The organism is Sulfurimonas sp. HSL-1716 (assembly GCF_039645975.1).
Taxonomy (GTDB): Bacteria; Campylobacterota; Campylobacteria; order Campylobacterales; family Sulfurimonadaceae; genus Hydrocurvibacter; species Hydrocurvibacter sulfurireducens.
The window spans coordinates 517,304-532,306 of sequence record NZ_CP147918.1 but is presented as its reverse complement, the minus strand read 5'-3'; the positions used below and the strand labels follow the sequence as shown (position 1 = coordinate 532,306).

Annotated in this window: 18 protein-coding genes; 4 read left to right on the top strand and 14 right to left on the bottom strand. The window is 41.8% G+C overall.

Annotation, left to right across the window (positions count from 1 at the left end; all coding sequences use genetic code 11):
* Window positions 1-111: 111 nt before the first annotated feature.
* The 3 genes from galU (at window position 112) to WCY03_RS02800 (ending at window position 3,255) form a co-directional block, all read left to right on the top strand.
* Entirely contained in the window at window positions 112-942 is an 831-nt protein-coding gene (gene galU, locus WCY03_RS02810) for a UTP--glucose-1-phosphate uridylyltransferase GalU (protein WP_345993475.1), read from the top strand.
* On the top strand, window positions 939-1,181 hold the full coding sequence (locus WCY03_RS02805; protein WP_345993474.1) for a hypothetical protein: 243 nt from the start codon (window positions 939-941) through the stop codon (window positions 1,179-1,181). Before galU ends, WCY03_RS02805 begins: the two co-directional genes overlap by 4 nt.
* 79 nt (window positions 1,182-1,260) lie before the next feature.
* On the top strand, window positions 1,261-3,255 hold the full coding sequence (locus tag WCY03_RS02800) for a methyl-accepting chemotaxis protein (RefSeq protein WP_345993473.1): 1,995 nt from the start codon (window positions 1,261-1,263) through the stop codon (window positions 3,253-3,255).
* 28 nt (window positions 3,256-3,283) lie between these two features.
* Here the strand turns inward: WCY03_RS02800 and WCY03_RS02795 are convergent, their stop codons facing one another.
* The 8 genes from WCY03_RS02795 to WCY03_RS02760 all read right to left on the bottom strand — a co-directional run bounded on the left by WCY03_RS02795 (window position 3,284) and on the right by WCY03_RS02760 (window position 8,696).
* Complete coding sequence (locus WCY03_RS02795; RefSeq protein WP_345993472.1) at window positions 3,284-3,535, bottom strand: GIY-YIG nuclease family protein; 252 nt, start codon at window positions 3,533-3,535, stop codon at window positions 3,284-3,286.
* On the bottom strand, window positions 3,535-3,915 hold the full coding sequence (locus tag WCY03_RS02790; RefSeq protein ID WP_345993471.1) for a biopolymer transporter ExbD: 381 nt from the start codon (window positions 3,913-3,915) through the stop codon (window positions 3,535-3,537). Before WCY03_RS02790 ends, WCY03_RS02795 begins: the two co-directional genes overlap by 1 nt.
* Entirely contained in the window at window positions 3,916-4,365 is a 450-nt protein-coding gene (gene exbB / locus WCY03_RS02785; RefSeq protein WP_345993470.1) for a TonB-system energizer ExbB, read from the bottom strand.
* On the bottom strand, window positions 4,365-5,195 hold the full coding sequence (locus WCY03_RS02780) for a HAMP domain-containing sensor histidine kinase (RefSeq protein ID WP_345993469.1): 831 nt from the start codon (window positions 5,193-5,195) through the stop codon (window positions 4,365-4,367). Before WCY03_RS02780 ends, exbB begins: the two co-directional genes overlap by 1 nt.
* Window positions 5,179-5,841, bottom strand: coding sequence for a response regulator transcription factor (locus WCY03_RS02775; RefSeq protein WP_345993468.1), 663 nt, complete (start codon window positions 5,839-5,841; stop codon window positions 5,179-5,181). Before WCY03_RS02775 ends, WCY03_RS02780 begins: the two co-directional genes overlap by 17 nt.
* Entirely contained in the window at window positions 5,831-6,838 is a 1,008-nt protein-coding gene (pyrC, locus tag WCY03_RS02770; RefSeq protein WP_345993467.1) for a dihydroorotase, read from the bottom strand. The genes WCY03_RS02775 and pyrC overlap by 11 nt, the downstream gene beginning before the upstream one ends.
* 53 nt (window positions 6,839-6,891) lie before the next feature.
* On the bottom strand, window positions 6,892-7,248 hold the full coding sequence (locus tag WCY03_RS02765) for a hypothetical protein (RefSeq protein WP_345993466.1): 357 nt from the start codon (window positions 7,246-7,248) through the stop codon (window positions 6,892-6,894).
* A gap of 89 nt (window positions 7,249-7,337) precedes the next feature.
* A complete protein-coding gene (locus WCY03_RS02760) occupies window positions 7,338-8,696 on the bottom strand; it encodes a phosphomannomutase/phosphoglucomutase (RefSeq protein ID WP_345993465.1) in 1,359 nt (452 codons plus the stop codon).
* 143 nt (window positions 8,697-8,839) lie between these two features.
* Between WCY03_RS02760 and WCY03_RS02755 the strand changes: the two genes are divergently transcribed.
* Entirely contained in the window at window positions 8,840-10,081 is a 1,242-nt protein-coding gene (locus tag WCY03_RS02755) for a diguanylate cyclase (RefSeq protein ID WP_345993464.1), read from the top strand.
* Here WCY03_RS02755 and WCY03_RS02750 read toward each other — a convergent pair.
* From WCY03_RS02750 to WCY03_RS02725, 6 genes are read right to left on the bottom strand one after another with little or no spacing between them, the layout of a single operon-like run.
* A complete protein-coding gene (locus tag WCY03_RS02750) occupies window positions 10,078-11,235 on the bottom strand; it encodes a VWA-like domain-containing protein (protein ID WP_345993463.1) in 1,158 nt (385 codons plus the stop codon). The two genes, WCY03_RS02755 and WCY03_RS02750, sit on opposite strands and share 4 nt — an antisense overlap.
* On the bottom strand, window positions 11,232-12,221 hold the full coding sequence (locus WCY03_RS02745; protein WP_345993462.1) for a MoxR family ATPase: 990 nt from the start codon (window positions 12,219-12,221) through the stop codon (window positions 11,232-11,234). Before WCY03_RS02745 ends, WCY03_RS02750 begins: the two co-directional genes overlap by 4 nt.
* Entirely contained in the window at window positions 12,218-13,558 is a 1,341-nt protein-coding gene (locus tag WCY03_RS02740) for a hypothetical protein (RefSeq protein ID WP_345993461.1), read from the bottom strand. The genes WCY03_RS02745 and WCY03_RS02740 overlap by 4 nt, the downstream gene beginning before the upstream one ends.
* Entirely contained in the window at window positions 13,555-14,295 is a 741-nt protein-coding gene (locus tag WCY03_RS02735; protein ID WP_345993460.1) for an exonuclease domain-containing protein, read from the bottom strand. Before WCY03_RS02735 ends, WCY03_RS02740 begins: the two co-directional genes overlap by 4 nt.
* Window positions 14,295-14,684, bottom strand: coding sequence for a hypothetical protein (locus WCY03_RS02730; protein WP_345993459.1), 390 nt, complete (start codon window positions 14,682-14,684; stop codon window positions 14,295-14,297). Before WCY03_RS02730 ends, WCY03_RS02735 begins: the two co-directional genes overlap by 1 nt.
* Window positions 14,668-14,976: a hypothetical protein gene (locus WCY03_RS02725; RefSeq protein ID WP_345993458.1), complete on the bottom strand. Its 309-nt coding sequence runs from the start codon at window positions 14,974-14,976 to the stop codon at window positions 14,668-14,670. Before WCY03_RS02725 ends, WCY03_RS02730 begins: the two co-directional genes overlap by 17 nt.
* Window positions 14,977-15,003 lie beyond the last annotated feature (27 nt).

The following is a 15,003-nucleotide window of genomic DNA, read 5'->3' as shown; positions in this document are numbered from 1 at the left end:
ACCTTTCTATGATTTTATCTGCGTTTATTATAATTTTGTTTCTCTTTATTCAAACTTGCATTAAAAAATATCAAGATATAATTACAGACTTAGTAAAAAATAGGATACTTTATGATCAAAAAATGCTTATTCCCGGCTGCCGGATACGGTACCAGATTTTTGCCTGCGACAAAAGCCATGCCAAAAGAGATGCTTCCGATCCTTACAAAACCTCTTATCCAATACGGCGTAGAAGAAGCCATAGAAGCGGGATGCGATACAATGGCCATAGTCACGGGGCGCGGCAAGCGCGCCATAGAAGACCACTTCGATATCTCCTATGAACTTGAACATCAGATAAAAGGCACGTCAAAAGAGCATTACCTTACCGAAATTCGCGACGTCATCGACAAATGCACCTTCTCATACACGCGCCAGATAGAGATGAAAGGGCTCGGGCACGCGATACTCTCGGGAGAAACGTTAATAGGAACCGAACCTTTTTGCGTTATACTCGCAGACGATCTGTGTGACAACGACAGCGGGAACTCCGTGCTTTCTCAGATGAGTGAGCTGTATAAAAAACATAAATGCTGTATCGTTGCCGTCGAAGAGATAGATATCAAAAACTCCAACAAGTACGGTATCGTCGCAGGCGACTTCATTCAAGATGACGTCGTAAAAGTCACCGATATGATCGAAAAACCAGACCCTGCCGATGCACCTACAAACCTTGCGATCATAGGCCGTTACATCCTTACGCCCGATATCTTCGATATCATAAGAGAAACAAAACCGGGAAAAGGCGGAGAGATCCAGATAACCGACGCTCTTTTAGAGATGGCAAAGCAGGGCAAAGTACTCGCCTATAAGTTTAAAGGCAGAAGATTTGACTGTGGAAGCGTCGAAGGCTTCGTAGAGGCCACGAACTACTTTTTCGAAAAAGAAAAACGACGATCATGAAAATAGACAATCCCTTTGAATCGGGACAGATAAAAAACTATCTTCTCTTTTATGCGGCAATAGTGGTCATCATGATCTTGTTCTTCATAGCTACGACTCTCTTTCATGACATCAAACAAGAGAAGACAAAAGTCTTTGACACAAACACCACGGCGAAGCCCGCTGTAAAAAAAACACCCAAGAAAAAAACAAGCGAGAAAAATCCCTCCATTATTTTGATGAAAAAAAACGTTTACTAACTATTGTATATTCACTTATAAAATTCTTGTAAACACCGGCTTTTTTGTCGGTTCTGCAAAAAATACAATAAGGTGAACGATGAATAAAATAAGTTTAAGCAAACAGATAAGCATCGGATTCGGGCTATTATTGTTCTTCTTGATAATCATGGGTTTTGTCGGTGTCAGCAACATCTTAAAAGCCGTCGACAACTCGGATAGACTAGGCAAACAATATGTAAAAGAGGTGCAGATAGTCTCTGCGATAGCACGTGATTTCGCAAACGTACAGATCAACGTAGGAAAATTTCTCTATTCCGAAGATCCCAAATACAAAGCATCGGTGGACAGCGACTTCAAAAAGGTCGACCGATGGATCAAAGACGCTCAACAGCACTCGGACAGATTCCCGAACCTGTTGCAGTTGAAAAAAGAGATAAAACCTCTTGAAGAACGGATAGGAAAATACCATGAAGCACTGGATGCGATCGATCAGGCGTTTAAACAAAAGAAGATTCTCAGAGCCAAATTGGACGATGATGCAAACACCTTTGTCGCCGTTACCAACGAGCTGACCCGCCACCAAAAAGAACTTTTAAAATCCGATATGAAAAAAGGTATCAAGATAGATGCCAGATTGAAAAGGATCCATCTCCTATATGATTCGAACCTGCTTGCAAGCAGCATACGCATCGCAAACTTCAAATCCGCCGCCAGAAGAAATAATCAGGTCTTAAAAGACGGGCTAAAAATATTTGACAAGCTCGATATTCTATACGACAAACTCAGAAAAACCACCACTTCAAAGAGCGATCTTGAAGCTATAGCAAAAGCGGAAAACTCTCTCAAAGACTATAAGGTCAACCTTCAAGAACTCCATGCGGTCTCTCTTGAGGTAGACAGCTATGCTCTGAAAGTAACAGAGAACGGAGCCAACGCTCTAAAATATGTCGACAGTGTGAACAGTGCAGGTTTACAAGGGACAATAAGACTGAGCAACTCCTCCATGAGCTCTTTGAACAGTTCAAAGGCAGTGATGATAAATACCCTTATATTCGGTTTGCTCTTAGGAGTGATACTTGCGGTATATATCATCAAAAACGGTTTGAACGGACCGCTGAACAAATTTAAAAACACTCTTACGAAAATAGGCGATGAAAATGATCTGAGTATCCATGTCGATGAACATGCCCCGCAGGAGATACATGAGATGGCTAAAAGCTTCAACCGTTTTTTAGATCAGCTGCGCAATCTTATAGAGAACTCAAAAAGCTCCTCATCCGAAAATGCGGCGATATCCCATGAACTTTCGACCACCTCTTTGACCGTCGGAACAAACGTCGAACGTTCCGTGAAGATAGTCAACGAAGCGACAAGTTTTGCTTCGAATATACAATCCGAGATACTCTCCGCCATATCCGAAGCACAGCACAGTAAGGAAAATATTATCCAAGCCAACGAAAACCTCGGCAGCGCAAGAGACAATATCATCTCCCTGACCTCAAAAGTACAGGAGACCGCTCAGACAGAGATAGAGCTTTCGCATAATATGGAAGCTTTATCCCAAGATGCAAACGAAGTCAAAAATGTTTTGGAGATCATCTCCGATATCGCCGATCAGACAAATCTCTTAGCGCTTAATGCTGCCATAGAAGCGGCACGTGCAGGCGAACATGGACGCGGTTTTGCCGTCGTTGCGGATGAAGTAAGAAAACTTGCAGAACGTACCCAGAAGTCGCTCACCGAGATAAATGCCACGATAAACGTCGTAGTGCAGTCCATTATCGACGCATCGGGTAAGATGAGCGAAAACTCAAGAGAGATCGAAGAGCTTTCGAAAATATCCAAAGATGTAGAGACAAAGATAAACTATACCGTCGATATAGTCCTCTCCGCAGTACATGCCAGCGATAAAACGGCAAAAGATTTTGAGACGACAGGCAACCATGTGCAAACCATCGTTTCTAAAATGGAGGAGATCAACGCCATCTCTTCCACCAATGCAAGAAACGTCGAAGAGATAGCTTCTGCCTCCGAACATCTCAACTCGTTGACAGAAGAGCTAAACGGCAAACTCGGACACTTTAAGACATAAAACAAGCAGGAGTAAAAGCTGTCTCTTTTTACTCCCCTTTCATGATAAGCGCAAGCTTCTCGTCCCTTCTTAGTTTTTTTATGGCATATTCTCTTTTGGACGCACTGCTTCTGTCGTCGAACTCTTCTTGATACAGCAGTTCTACGGGTCTTCTCGTCTTTGTGTATTTTGCACCTTTTACCGAACCGTTATGCTCTGCTAAGCGCTTTGTTATATCTTTGGTTATTCCCGTATAAAGAGTATCGTCGCTGCACTTCAAGATGTAGACAAAGTAAGACATCACTCTTTCGTAACGATATAAAGCTGCTCGTGATTCAAACGTTTTAATATGTTCATGACATTCACAAAATCTTGGAATCTCGACTCTTTGTCGCTTCTTAAAACCACCGTCTGCGTCTTAGCGATCAACGATAAATTTTTTTCCAGCTCCTCTAGTGTCACTTTGGCTTTGTCGTAATAGATCTCGCCTTTGGCGTTGACGTAGATGGCGACCTCTTTTTGAAGATCGTTCTTCTCTTTTGTTTTGGCTTCGGGAAGATTTACGGGAATGATCCCCTGTTTTACGAACGTGGCGGTAGTAAGCACCATGACAAGAAGTACGAGCATAATATCGATAAACGGTATGACGTTTATCTGATCAAACTTTCTTCTTTGTTTCATCTATCTTTTCGCCTCGCGGAGTATATCGAACTTCACAATTATTTTTTCCATTTTGCGAAGCAGGATCGTATAAAACGAGATGGCGGGAATAGCCACAACGAGGCCTAAAGCCGTCGCTTTTAGAGCGAGGGCAAGTCCCATCATTATTTTTTTTGCATCTACTGCACCTATATCACCGAGACTGTAAAAGGTCAGCATAATACCGATAACCGTCCCTAAAAGCCCGACATAAGGAGCATTCGCACCCATTGCACCGATCGTCGAAAGGTTATCGCTGAGATCGAGTTCGAGCGTATCTTTATTGTCATAATCTTCCAGTCTCACCGATCTGTAGAACATGAGCCTCTCTATAAAGAGCCATAATGTCACGATACTCATCAAAAAAAGTATTCCCATTATTCCGTAATCAAGTGTATTTTCCGCGTACGTTAAAAAAGTCGATGTTTCCATTAGCTGCCTTTAAAGTCTAAAAATATGGTAGTCCCGCTACCTTTTTTCGATTCTATGTTTAATTTTATGCGATGCGTATCGCAAAATCTTTTTACCATAGAGAGTCCGATGCCAAATCCGGGCATACTGTCGTCATTTTGATAATATCTGTCAAAGATACGAAGCAGCACCACCTCATCGATGCCTATTCCGTAATCTTTGATGCGTAACACCTTGTTTTTGAGTGTTATATCTATCTTATTTGCATTTTGTGAATATTTCACGCCGTTATCTATGATATTGTCTATCACTTTACTAAGCCCGATTTTATCCATATTTATAATAAAATTTTCTAAATCCTTGGTAAATTCCACTTCTACGTAAATATTCCGTAAAAATTCTACACGCTCATCTATGAGTTCTTTGAGATCGAAACGCTCTATGATCTCCCTTTTTGTCTGTCTCTTTATCATATAATCAAGCTCGTTGTATCTTTGCGTCAGCATATTGCATGCGGTTTTGATACGGCTTAGACGTTTTAGAGATTTTTCATCGGAAAGCTTCTTTTCTATCATATCGACATTCGTTTTTATGGTAGCGATGGGAAGGTTGAGTTCATGCAGGGTGTCGCGTGAAAGTTCTTCGAGATTTGTTACGTACTCTTCAAGGGGTTCGATGGCAAGCTTTGATATGATGATACCCGATATAACGACGAGGATCAAAAATACCGTGATTATTATATACGCATCTACGGGTTTGGCGGTATCTTTTACATAAGAAAATCCCCCGCCGAAGATGATGACCGTTATGAAATAATATAAAAATATATATCGTCTAAGATTGTAAAACAAGTCTGTAACCCACTGCCCGTATATTCTCGATCATGCCCTCATCCAGAAAATGTTTTAAACGGTTTATATAGACACGGATAGCTCCGTCGCTTACGTCTTCATTGTTGTTCCAAAGCTCATAGACTATCATCTCTTTGGTTACGACTTCGTTTGCATTTTTCATCAGCAGCGATAAAAGCGCATACTCCTTTTGAGAGAGGTCGAGCTCTTTTTGCTTATAGTGGATACGCTTTCTGTTCTTATCGTTGCACAATTGACCGATGCACTCGTTCTCATCGCCTTTATAGCGTTTCAAAACGGCTTTTATGCGTAAAAGAAGTTCATAGGAGTCAAAAGGTTTTTTTATATAGTCGTCCGCACCGTGAAGGAAGCCGATTGAAAGCATCTCCTGTTCTTTGTGCGAAGTAAGAAAAATAGTGGAAGTCTTGTCGTTTGAGAGGCGAAGTTCTTTTAAGAGATCGAGTCCGTTTATGATGGGTACGTTTATATCCAAAAGGTACAGATCAAACCTCTCTTTGTAGGTCAGGTCAAGAACTTCTTGTCCGTTTTTGCACTGCGTGACCTCATATCCTTCGTCTTCAAGAAGATCGGCGATAGTCTCGCACAAAAGAAGATCGTCTTCTAAAAGCAGGATCTTACTCGACATTTTCTATCGACCATCCTATAGTTTCGCCCGCATACATCGGAATGACGCCGGAGTAATTCTGGGGTACTTTAAAAGGCGAAGCGATTAAAGAGACCTCTTTAAACTCCGGACATATCCCGTAAATGCGCTGGGCATTGTCGCTCACAAAATTCTGAAGGTTCTCAAGCGCATTAAACTCGTCGAATATTTCGCACAAAACCTGCAGTGCGATAGGAGCGGTAAATACGCCCGCGGCACATCCGCAAGACTCTTTTTTATCCTGAGGATGAGGAGCCGAGTCTGAACCGAACATCACTTTTGGATGTGCTTCAAGAGCCACTTTTAAAAGAGCTTCCCTGTCCTCGGGGCGCTTTGCGATAGGTTTGCAGAAAAGATGTGGTTTCATCATTCCGCCTACCACGTCGTCCAGCGTTATCAAAAGATGGTGAAGCGTGATTGTTGCATAAAGGTTCTCATACTTCTCAAGCATCTCCACGGCCGCTTTTGTAGTGATATGCTCCATGACTATCTTCAACTTAGGAAAGTTCTGTGCCAGGAGTTCATAGATGCTCATGAATTCCGCTTCTCTGTCCATCACGAAACCGTCCGTCTCGCCGTGAACGCACAAAGGTATCTCAAGGTCGCTCATAGCTTGTAATGTAGGTCTCATCGCTTCGATATCAAAGGCTTTTACACCGCTCTCGGAGTTTGTCGTGATACCGGCGGGATAGAGTTTGATCGCCAAGATAGTATCGACGACACTCTCTAAAAACGCTCTTTCGTAATTTTGGTAAAAAAGGGTCATATAGGGTTCGAAATAGTCATTTGGAACCGCCGCCATGATACGCTCTTTATATGCTAAAACGGCATCTTTTGTCGTCAGAGGAGGAACGAGATTCGGCATGACCAATGCACCGCTGAAACTGTAAGCGCTCAGAGGCGCCACGTTTTCCAGCATAACACCGTCACGGAGATGAAGATGCATGTCAAGAGGCATTAAAAGAGTATGGGTTTTCATTGTTTTCCTTATTTTAGTCATAAAACAAAGTATATCAAAATCCAAATAAAACTTTAGATAACCCCTGTTTCAAAGCCCCAGAGAACAGTTGAGAATAAAAGGATCGCAATAGTGAGGATCGGAAGATATTTATATGTCTTGCTCAGCCCGAACATCGGCTTTCCGTCGACAAAAATTCCCAGCTGAACGGTCGTTACCGCCAAAGATGCGACGATCACGAACAAGACGACCAAAAGCATGAAAAAGTACCACTTAACAAACAGGATGCCGTAGTACAAAAGGGAGACGGCGCTCAATCCTACCAACAGATGCTGCACCAGCATCGCAGTGTTCATAAGCTCCTCTTTTTTATGGACTCTGGCGATCTTGAAATACAAAAATACTAAAAACAAAACGGTGAAAAAGATCATTGTTCAAACTTCCTTGTGGTTTAAAAGTCTGCAATTCTATCTCACTTAAAATTAATTATATGTAAAATTTATATTTATTATTACTTTTACTATAAATCTTGTTTTGCTTTTTCTATAAGAGCGTTTAAAACATTCTCATACGTTTTAAGCTCTTTTTTCGATGTCGATTCAAAACGCGTCACTAAAACAGGCGTCGTATTGCTCGCTCTCACCAATCCCCATCCTTTGTCAAAAACTACTCTTACACCGTCTACATTTATGATCTCTCTAATGTGCGGAAAGTCTTTTGGAGGATTTTTCAAGAGTTCTTTTACTTTCATTATGATCTTGAATTTCTGGACTTCGGTCGTCTCTATTTTTATCTCTTCAGTCGAGAAAATTTCCGGCAGCTTCGCCAGTTCGGCATCCAAATCGATACCGTCTTGCACAAGCTCAAGCATCCTGAGAGTCGCATAGATCGCATCGTCATACCCGAAATAGCGGTTTTTAAAGAAAACGTGCCCGCTTACTTCGCATGCCAGATCGGCACCAATCTCCTTCATCTTCACTTTAAGATTTGAATGTCCCGTCTTGTACATGACAGCCCTACCGCCGCGGCGTTCTAGTTCATCATACATCACCTGAGAGCATTTCACTTCGCCTACGACTACGGGATTTTTTATCTTCAGCGAGTATAAAAGCGCCATCATATCGCCTTTGATATTGTTTTTATGTGTAAGAACCGCTATGCGGTCTGCGTCTCCGTCATACGCAAAAGCGATATCGCCCTCTTTTTTAAGCAGTTTTTTTATATCTTTGAGATTATGTTCGACCGAAGGGTCGGGATGATGGTTTGGAAACGTTCCGTCGGGATCCGTATATATCCCTCTGGCATTTAATCCCAGACCATCAAATATCCTCTGTGTCACTATGCCGGCGACGCCGTTTCCGCAATCATAGACTATACGCTCTTTCATACCGCGAAGATGGGAAAACTCTTTGACCATAAAATCTACATAGCGGCTAAGGGCATCTATCTTCGTTACGCTCCTATTTGTTTCACGCGGCATATCCATCGATTCTACTTCTTGACCCAGTTCATAGATATCTTCCCCGAAAAAAGGGGCTTTGTCTATCGTGATCTTAAAGCCGTTGTATTCACTTGGATTGTGCGAACCTGTGATCATAACGGAGGCATCGGGAGTGATGCCTTCCCACTCCTGATAGTTGGCAAAATAATTGACCGGCGTGGGGACCATTCCCATGTCAAGTATTTTTTTACCACCTGCGTTGAGTCCGCGCACCAGATACTCAAAAAGGATCGGCGAATGGCTTCTGGCATCGTATCCCACTGCCACATATTCTCCCTTTATTCTCTTGCCGAGCGCATAGCCGATGCGCACGACGCTTGCTTCGTTCAACTCTTTTTCAAAGATACCCCGTATATCATATTCTCTGTAAATGCTCAAATATTTTCCTCAAAATTCAGATACGTTCCTTATGTATCTTTTATTTTACATCAACTCCCGTAAACTGCACATAAAATCATAATTATTAGAGCATATTAACATTATAGTCGGTACAATACCGTTACAACTAGGGAGTTTAAAATATGCATAGAATTTTGATCGTTGAAGACAATAAGGCACTGGCAAAACTTATCGCAAAAAAACTCAAAACCTCTCTGAATTTTGAGATAGATATAGCTTTTTCGATGCAAGAAGCCAAACTTTTTACCAAAAAATACGAATATTTCGTGACGCTTCTTGACCTTAACCTACCCGACGCACCAAACGGAGAGATCGTCGATTTTATGATATCAAAAAATATAAAATCGATAATACTCAGTGCCAATATGAACAAAGAGCTGAGAAAATCGATACTTCAAAAAGATGTGATCGATTACATAAAAAAAGACGGCGTGGAGAATATCGACTATATCATATCCACTATCTTGCGTCTTGTGAAGAACCAGAACCATAAAGTTCTCATAGTCGATGATTCTCTTGTGTTTAGAAATCAGCTCCAAAAAATGGTTAAGAACCTTTTTTTCAACGTCTATACGGTCGCTCACGGAGAAGAAGCATTGGGAATGCTTCAAACCCATCCTGACATAAAAATCGTACTGACAGACTATAATATGCCGGTTATGAACGGGCTTGAACTGACAAAAGAGATCAGAAAGACTCACTCTAAAAACGAATTGAGCATCATAGCACTTTCATCGAATCAGGATGATGAGATAACCGCACTATTTTTGAAAAACGGAGCGAACGACTACATATATAAGCCCTTTTCCAAAGAGGAGTTTTCCTGCAGGCTCAACAACGCCATAGAGGCTTTGGAAAATATCGAAAAGATAACGCATAACGCCAGCAGAGACTTTTTGACCGGTGTCTATAACCGCAGACATTTTTATGAAAAAGCGTATGAATACTTCAATGAAGCCAAAGAGAGCGAACAAAACTTCTGTATCGCTATGATAGACATAGACGACTATAAAAAGATAAACGATACGTATGGTCATGAGGCTGCTGATGACGTGGTCGTCAACCTCTCGAACATCCTTACGAAAAACAGCGGTGTCGAAGATATAGTGGCTCGTTTTGGCAATGAGGAGTTTTGTATCCTTTTCAAAGGGATCTCGCAAAACGAAGCAAGGGAAAGGTTACAGACGCTGCAGCATCAAGTCGAAACTTCCTATGTCAAAAGCGCCCAAACAGAGATATCCTACACAGTGTGCATCGGAGCACAGACCTCTCCTGAAGACACATTGCAAGAGAGCGTCAACAGCGCCGATATGCTTCTCTATAATGCAAAGAACAGCGGCAAAAACCAGATACTCTTCAACTAGTCCATAACGATAAGTTCTCCAAAAGGGATATCGCTTTTTTTAGGTGCTATCCACGCTACGTTATATAGCGGCTGCTCTTTTGGAAACATCCCGTTTAGATCGGTAAAATAAAGCAGTAATGCAGTGTCATAGAGATTTTGTTCTATGTACTCAAAGACAGGTCTAAAATCGGTCCCGCCCCCTCCTTTTAACGTGTAGAGAAGTTCGTCTCCCTCATAAAAAGTTTCATGGGAATATACCTTCGCATCGGCAACCAAAATATCTATTTCATAGTTTGAAATGCTCAGCATTATGGAGTTTACCTCGCTCATAAAAGAACTTAACATCTGTTCATCTACCGAACCCGAACTGTCTATGGCAATAGTAAGCTTAAACCTGTTGCTTGTAAGCGAAGGCAGGTAGGTGCCGAGATACAACAGCTTTTTAGCGGGCGGAAGAACCCTGTAGTCATCTTTATAAAAGCGGTCTATCGCATCTCTCAGCTTTTCTCTCCAGTCTATCTTCGAAGAAGAAGTCAGATCAAAGAACCTATCAAGTCCTAAAGGCAGATCACCGCGGATAAGTTCATCTTGGATCAGCTTTTCGTTCATTGTTGAGAGCAGTTCCTCATCTACGATGTTCTCAACCTCCATCTTCGGCGCATTCTCATCTTTTTTATCGCTGCTGCCGGAACTGTTTTGTTTGTTGTTGTGACGTTTGTTATCTTCGTTGAATCCCGTCTCGTCACTCTCATTATCGCTGAACTCCTCGTTTTTTATCTCGTCGCGAAGTATCTCGTATATCTCTTCTGCATACAGACCCTCAAATCGCGGATCATAGTTAACGCCCAAAGGCATATCAAGACCGTTTTGAACGAGCATGGAGTTTATCGCATAGTCGGTAGAGAGCTGCCAAAGCCAGCCATAACGGGAGTTTTTACGGTTTTGATGTGAAAGTACCGTATGCATCGCACCGTTGCTCAAAGCAAACTCCAGCTCGCTTATCTCTAAAGATTTCAGATACTCGTCGTTATATTCCAGTTTCGTTCCGTCGCTTAGAAATGCGGAGATATTTTCATTTTTTATCAGTTTTAGCCTGCTTGCAAGCGTACCGAAATAGGGATAATCGACCAAAAGTTTGGCCTTTGCGCGGGATATCTTTGCTTGCAGACTCATGAGAGCAGATAACTAAACTTTCGCACCCAGTTCTTAAACTCCTGCGAGTGTTCCATCCTTACACCGTAGCGTTGGAGTTCCTGAACTATCATGACGGCAAATTCGCTTTGCAATTCCAAGGTATAACGCAGAAGGTTGTCCAGCCGCTCTTTATTTTTCAAAGTCTTTGAAACGAGTCCTGCACTAAGCGCATAAAGTACATCCACATCGCTTGGGTATTCACCCTCACCAGAAGCAAGTATCTCCTCGATGTCCGGCAGTCTGCCGGCAACTTTGCAAAAACTCAAAAAATCGACTGCGATATCGTGTCCGACCGCCCCTCCTATACTGTCTAAAAGCAGCTTTTCGTCCATAGGTGATTTCAAGACTCTGTCAACAAACTCCCAGCTTCTCGGCGTTGCAAAGCTTTTTTCGTTCTTTGTAGCATCGAAGGTAAAAAGGTTCTCGTTCTTGTAGCCGACATAGGCGATGATACGCTCATCGATACCGTTTTTAAACGCCCACTCCTTATAATCTCCCACATCCACATCCATCTCCAGATGCACGAAACGGTTGGCAAGGGGTGATGGCATCCTATAGACCACGCCCCTGTCACTCTCCCGGTTTCCCGCAGCCACGATCGCCCAGCCTGCAGGAAGTTCATACTCTCCTACACGTCTGTCCAGTATCAGCTGATATGCCGAAGCTTGGACGGCAGGCGGTGCGGAGTTGAGTTCATCCAAAAAGAGTATTCCTCTCCCCTCTTTTGGCAAAAACGAGGGAGCGGCCCATACGGCCGAGTGTTCATGCTTATCGTAAAAGGGTATCCCTTTCAAGTCAGTAGGGTCCATCAAAGAGAGACGCAGATCTATAAAGCCTATATCTTTTTGTTCGGCTATCTGCCGTATGATAGATGACTTTCCGATTCCTGGAGCACCCCAGAGAAATGTCGGTATTTTCTGTTCTACCATCGCTTCTACGGAGTTTTTTATCTCGCTTGCTTTCAATCCTGCCATCCTATGTTTTGAGTTTTTATATGATCTGCAAACGCTTCGTTTTGGCTCACTAAACGCTCCAGTCTTTGATCGAGCCTGAATTCATACAAAAGATCTACCGGGGTTGAAGGATTTTTACACAATGCCTTGATGATCTCAATATCTCCTTCAGATGCCAATTTTCGCAAAATATCTTCCGGTGTCTTCGAGTTTCCGGCAAGAGAGAGGTAGTTTTTTTCATGCAGATAAGCTTCTCTCAGGTTCTCCTCTTTTACCATTTCGTTTGAGAACAAAGAGAGATTTATCTCATCGTCGCCGAGAAGCAATATCTCATCTGCGATATTCTCGTCGATATTCGAATTTGTCGCCAAGGATGCCGTTACCTCTTTGTTATTCAGCGACAAAAGTTTATCTTGCATCCGTTTTGTCAATGTCTTGTTCTTTGCCAGATATTTAGGAGAAATCTGTGAAAAAAATTCAAAAGATTCATTATCAAGCAAAAGATTTTCCGCGATGATATCGGAAAAATTCTCTTGTAGCTGTTTCACAAGCTCAGGAGCAAGATTCGGATTTTTGCAAAGCGATATATTGATCTGTTCTTCGTTCAAAGAAAAAAGTATGTTTTGCAAATCTGCATCAAGATTCTCTTTTGACGCTATGATCTTTCTGATCTCTAGATTCCCGTTTTTAAGCAGTATTTTTAGCACTGAGTCGGGAGTGACACTGTTTTTTGCGATCGAAAGTATTATCGGATATAAAGAGGCGTTGGAAAACCCGTTTTTTATCGGAGAAAGCGTGCTTATGGCTTCGATCAGATTCCCGTCCGTGGTCTGTTCTATCAAATGCATAAGCCCCAATGCCGCATATTGTACATTATGGTTTCTTTCTATATTCTCGTAAAATCTGGATATCAATGCCGCGGTGACGTCACGGTTTTCATCATTTTCAAAGAATCCTTCATTCTGCCAATCGTAAAGTTTCATCAGCTGAAAAAAAAGAGCGTCGTTTATTTTCGGATTCTTAATATACGATAACAATCTGACCCTGTCATGGGAAAGTTTCAAACTCATTAAAAGTGAATCGGCATCGATATTTTCGATCAAGGTCTCTTCCAATACATCGATACTTATAAACTTCTCCTTTAAACCCTTTTCATAGAGCCTGTCTGATTCGTTTTGCTCATAAGGGGTCATCAGTCTGCCCTCTACGATGTATGAAACGCTATCGCTATACTCATTTAGGACCGTTATATTGAAAGTATGAAGCTGATAATCAAACTCATCTCTTTCAAAAGCTCCCGGTTTACCAAAAAGCAAGAGAGTTTTATCTTTTAGCTCATCGATCTTCATAAAGAGAGCACTTTTTCTATCGAATATTTCAGATCGACGTCGATATTGTCCATCGATTTGAGCATCCATCGCAGATATCCGGCATCTTCGGCTGCAACATCCGCCAGGCTTTTGCCTTTGTATTTTCCGAACCTGAAAGTTTTTATAAAGATCGGTTCTTGAGTAAGATACACCATCTTTTCGACCGGGTTTTCACCTGCAAATCTTTCTTCGATAGATTTTTTCAGCTCGGTCAAAAAAAGTTTTAAGGTAAGCACATCGCCTATAGCGTCATGGGCTTTGACCTCTATGCCGAGCTTTTTCGCTTCCGCTTCTTCTTGTTTGTAAAGTCCCATCTTATAGCGAAAAAACTGTAGTCTGTGCGCTTCTTCATCTTCAAAGATATGTTTTGCACACCTCAGCGTGTCGATCAGTTTCATTTTTAGGGAAAAACCCTCTTTTTCAAGCATACCGATATCAAAAGGAGCATTATGGATAATGACATAATTCTCCTCGGTATTGAGCTCAAGCAGCCTTTTATACGCCTGTGTATCTTTGCATACGGGTTTGTCCGCGATCATCTCGGGAGTGATATGGTGAACCTCCATCGCTCCAAACGAGATAGGAACGTCTGTGGAGCAAAATTCGTTTTGCACTTCGATGTCGCCGTTTCCAAGGACCATGTACCCAAGCTGGATGATACGGTCACTCTCACCCGCACCCGTCGTTTCCGTATCCAAGATGATATATTTTGCCATTACTTGATATCCAAAAAAGGGTCTAACATATAGTTTTTCATTGCTTCTAAATACATCTCGTTCAACTCTATCTCCATATGTCCGTCTCCATCCTTTTGTATCTCTTCAAAAGTACAAAAAGTAAGTATGATTTTAGGGTATTTTCTTCCGCCGTATTCAAAGTTCTCGACTGCGATAGGTTCCGTCAGATCTATAAATATCTCTATTATTTTGGACAAGGACGCACTACTATCGTCAAACCCGAAAAGATTAAACAATCTTTTTAACGATATATACATGTAGGGATCTTTTTCATTGGCGATATACGTACTGTAAATGGCTTGTGCAAGTTTTAGCGTATCTTTGTCCAACGGTTCTTTGATCAGCCGTTTCTTATCGATCGTCTGCATATAAATCCTCGAATAATTTATCTAAATCGAATTTTATCAATGGTTCCTCTTTAAAAATATAGTGAGGGATCAGTTCTAAAAACAGGTATACGACAAGGATCATAGGATAAAAAGCGGCAACTTCCTTATACAGAAGTTTATACGTATGATGTTTTTTTATCCAACTCAGCGCTATTTTTGAACCGCCCATCCCCAGTACCACCTCAAAAGCGACTATGAATCCCCATACCAGATATGTAAGGATCGAGCCGAGAAACAGATACCAAAAAGAAAATTCCAGATTATAAAACATAAAACTATTATCTCACATTCAAGCTTA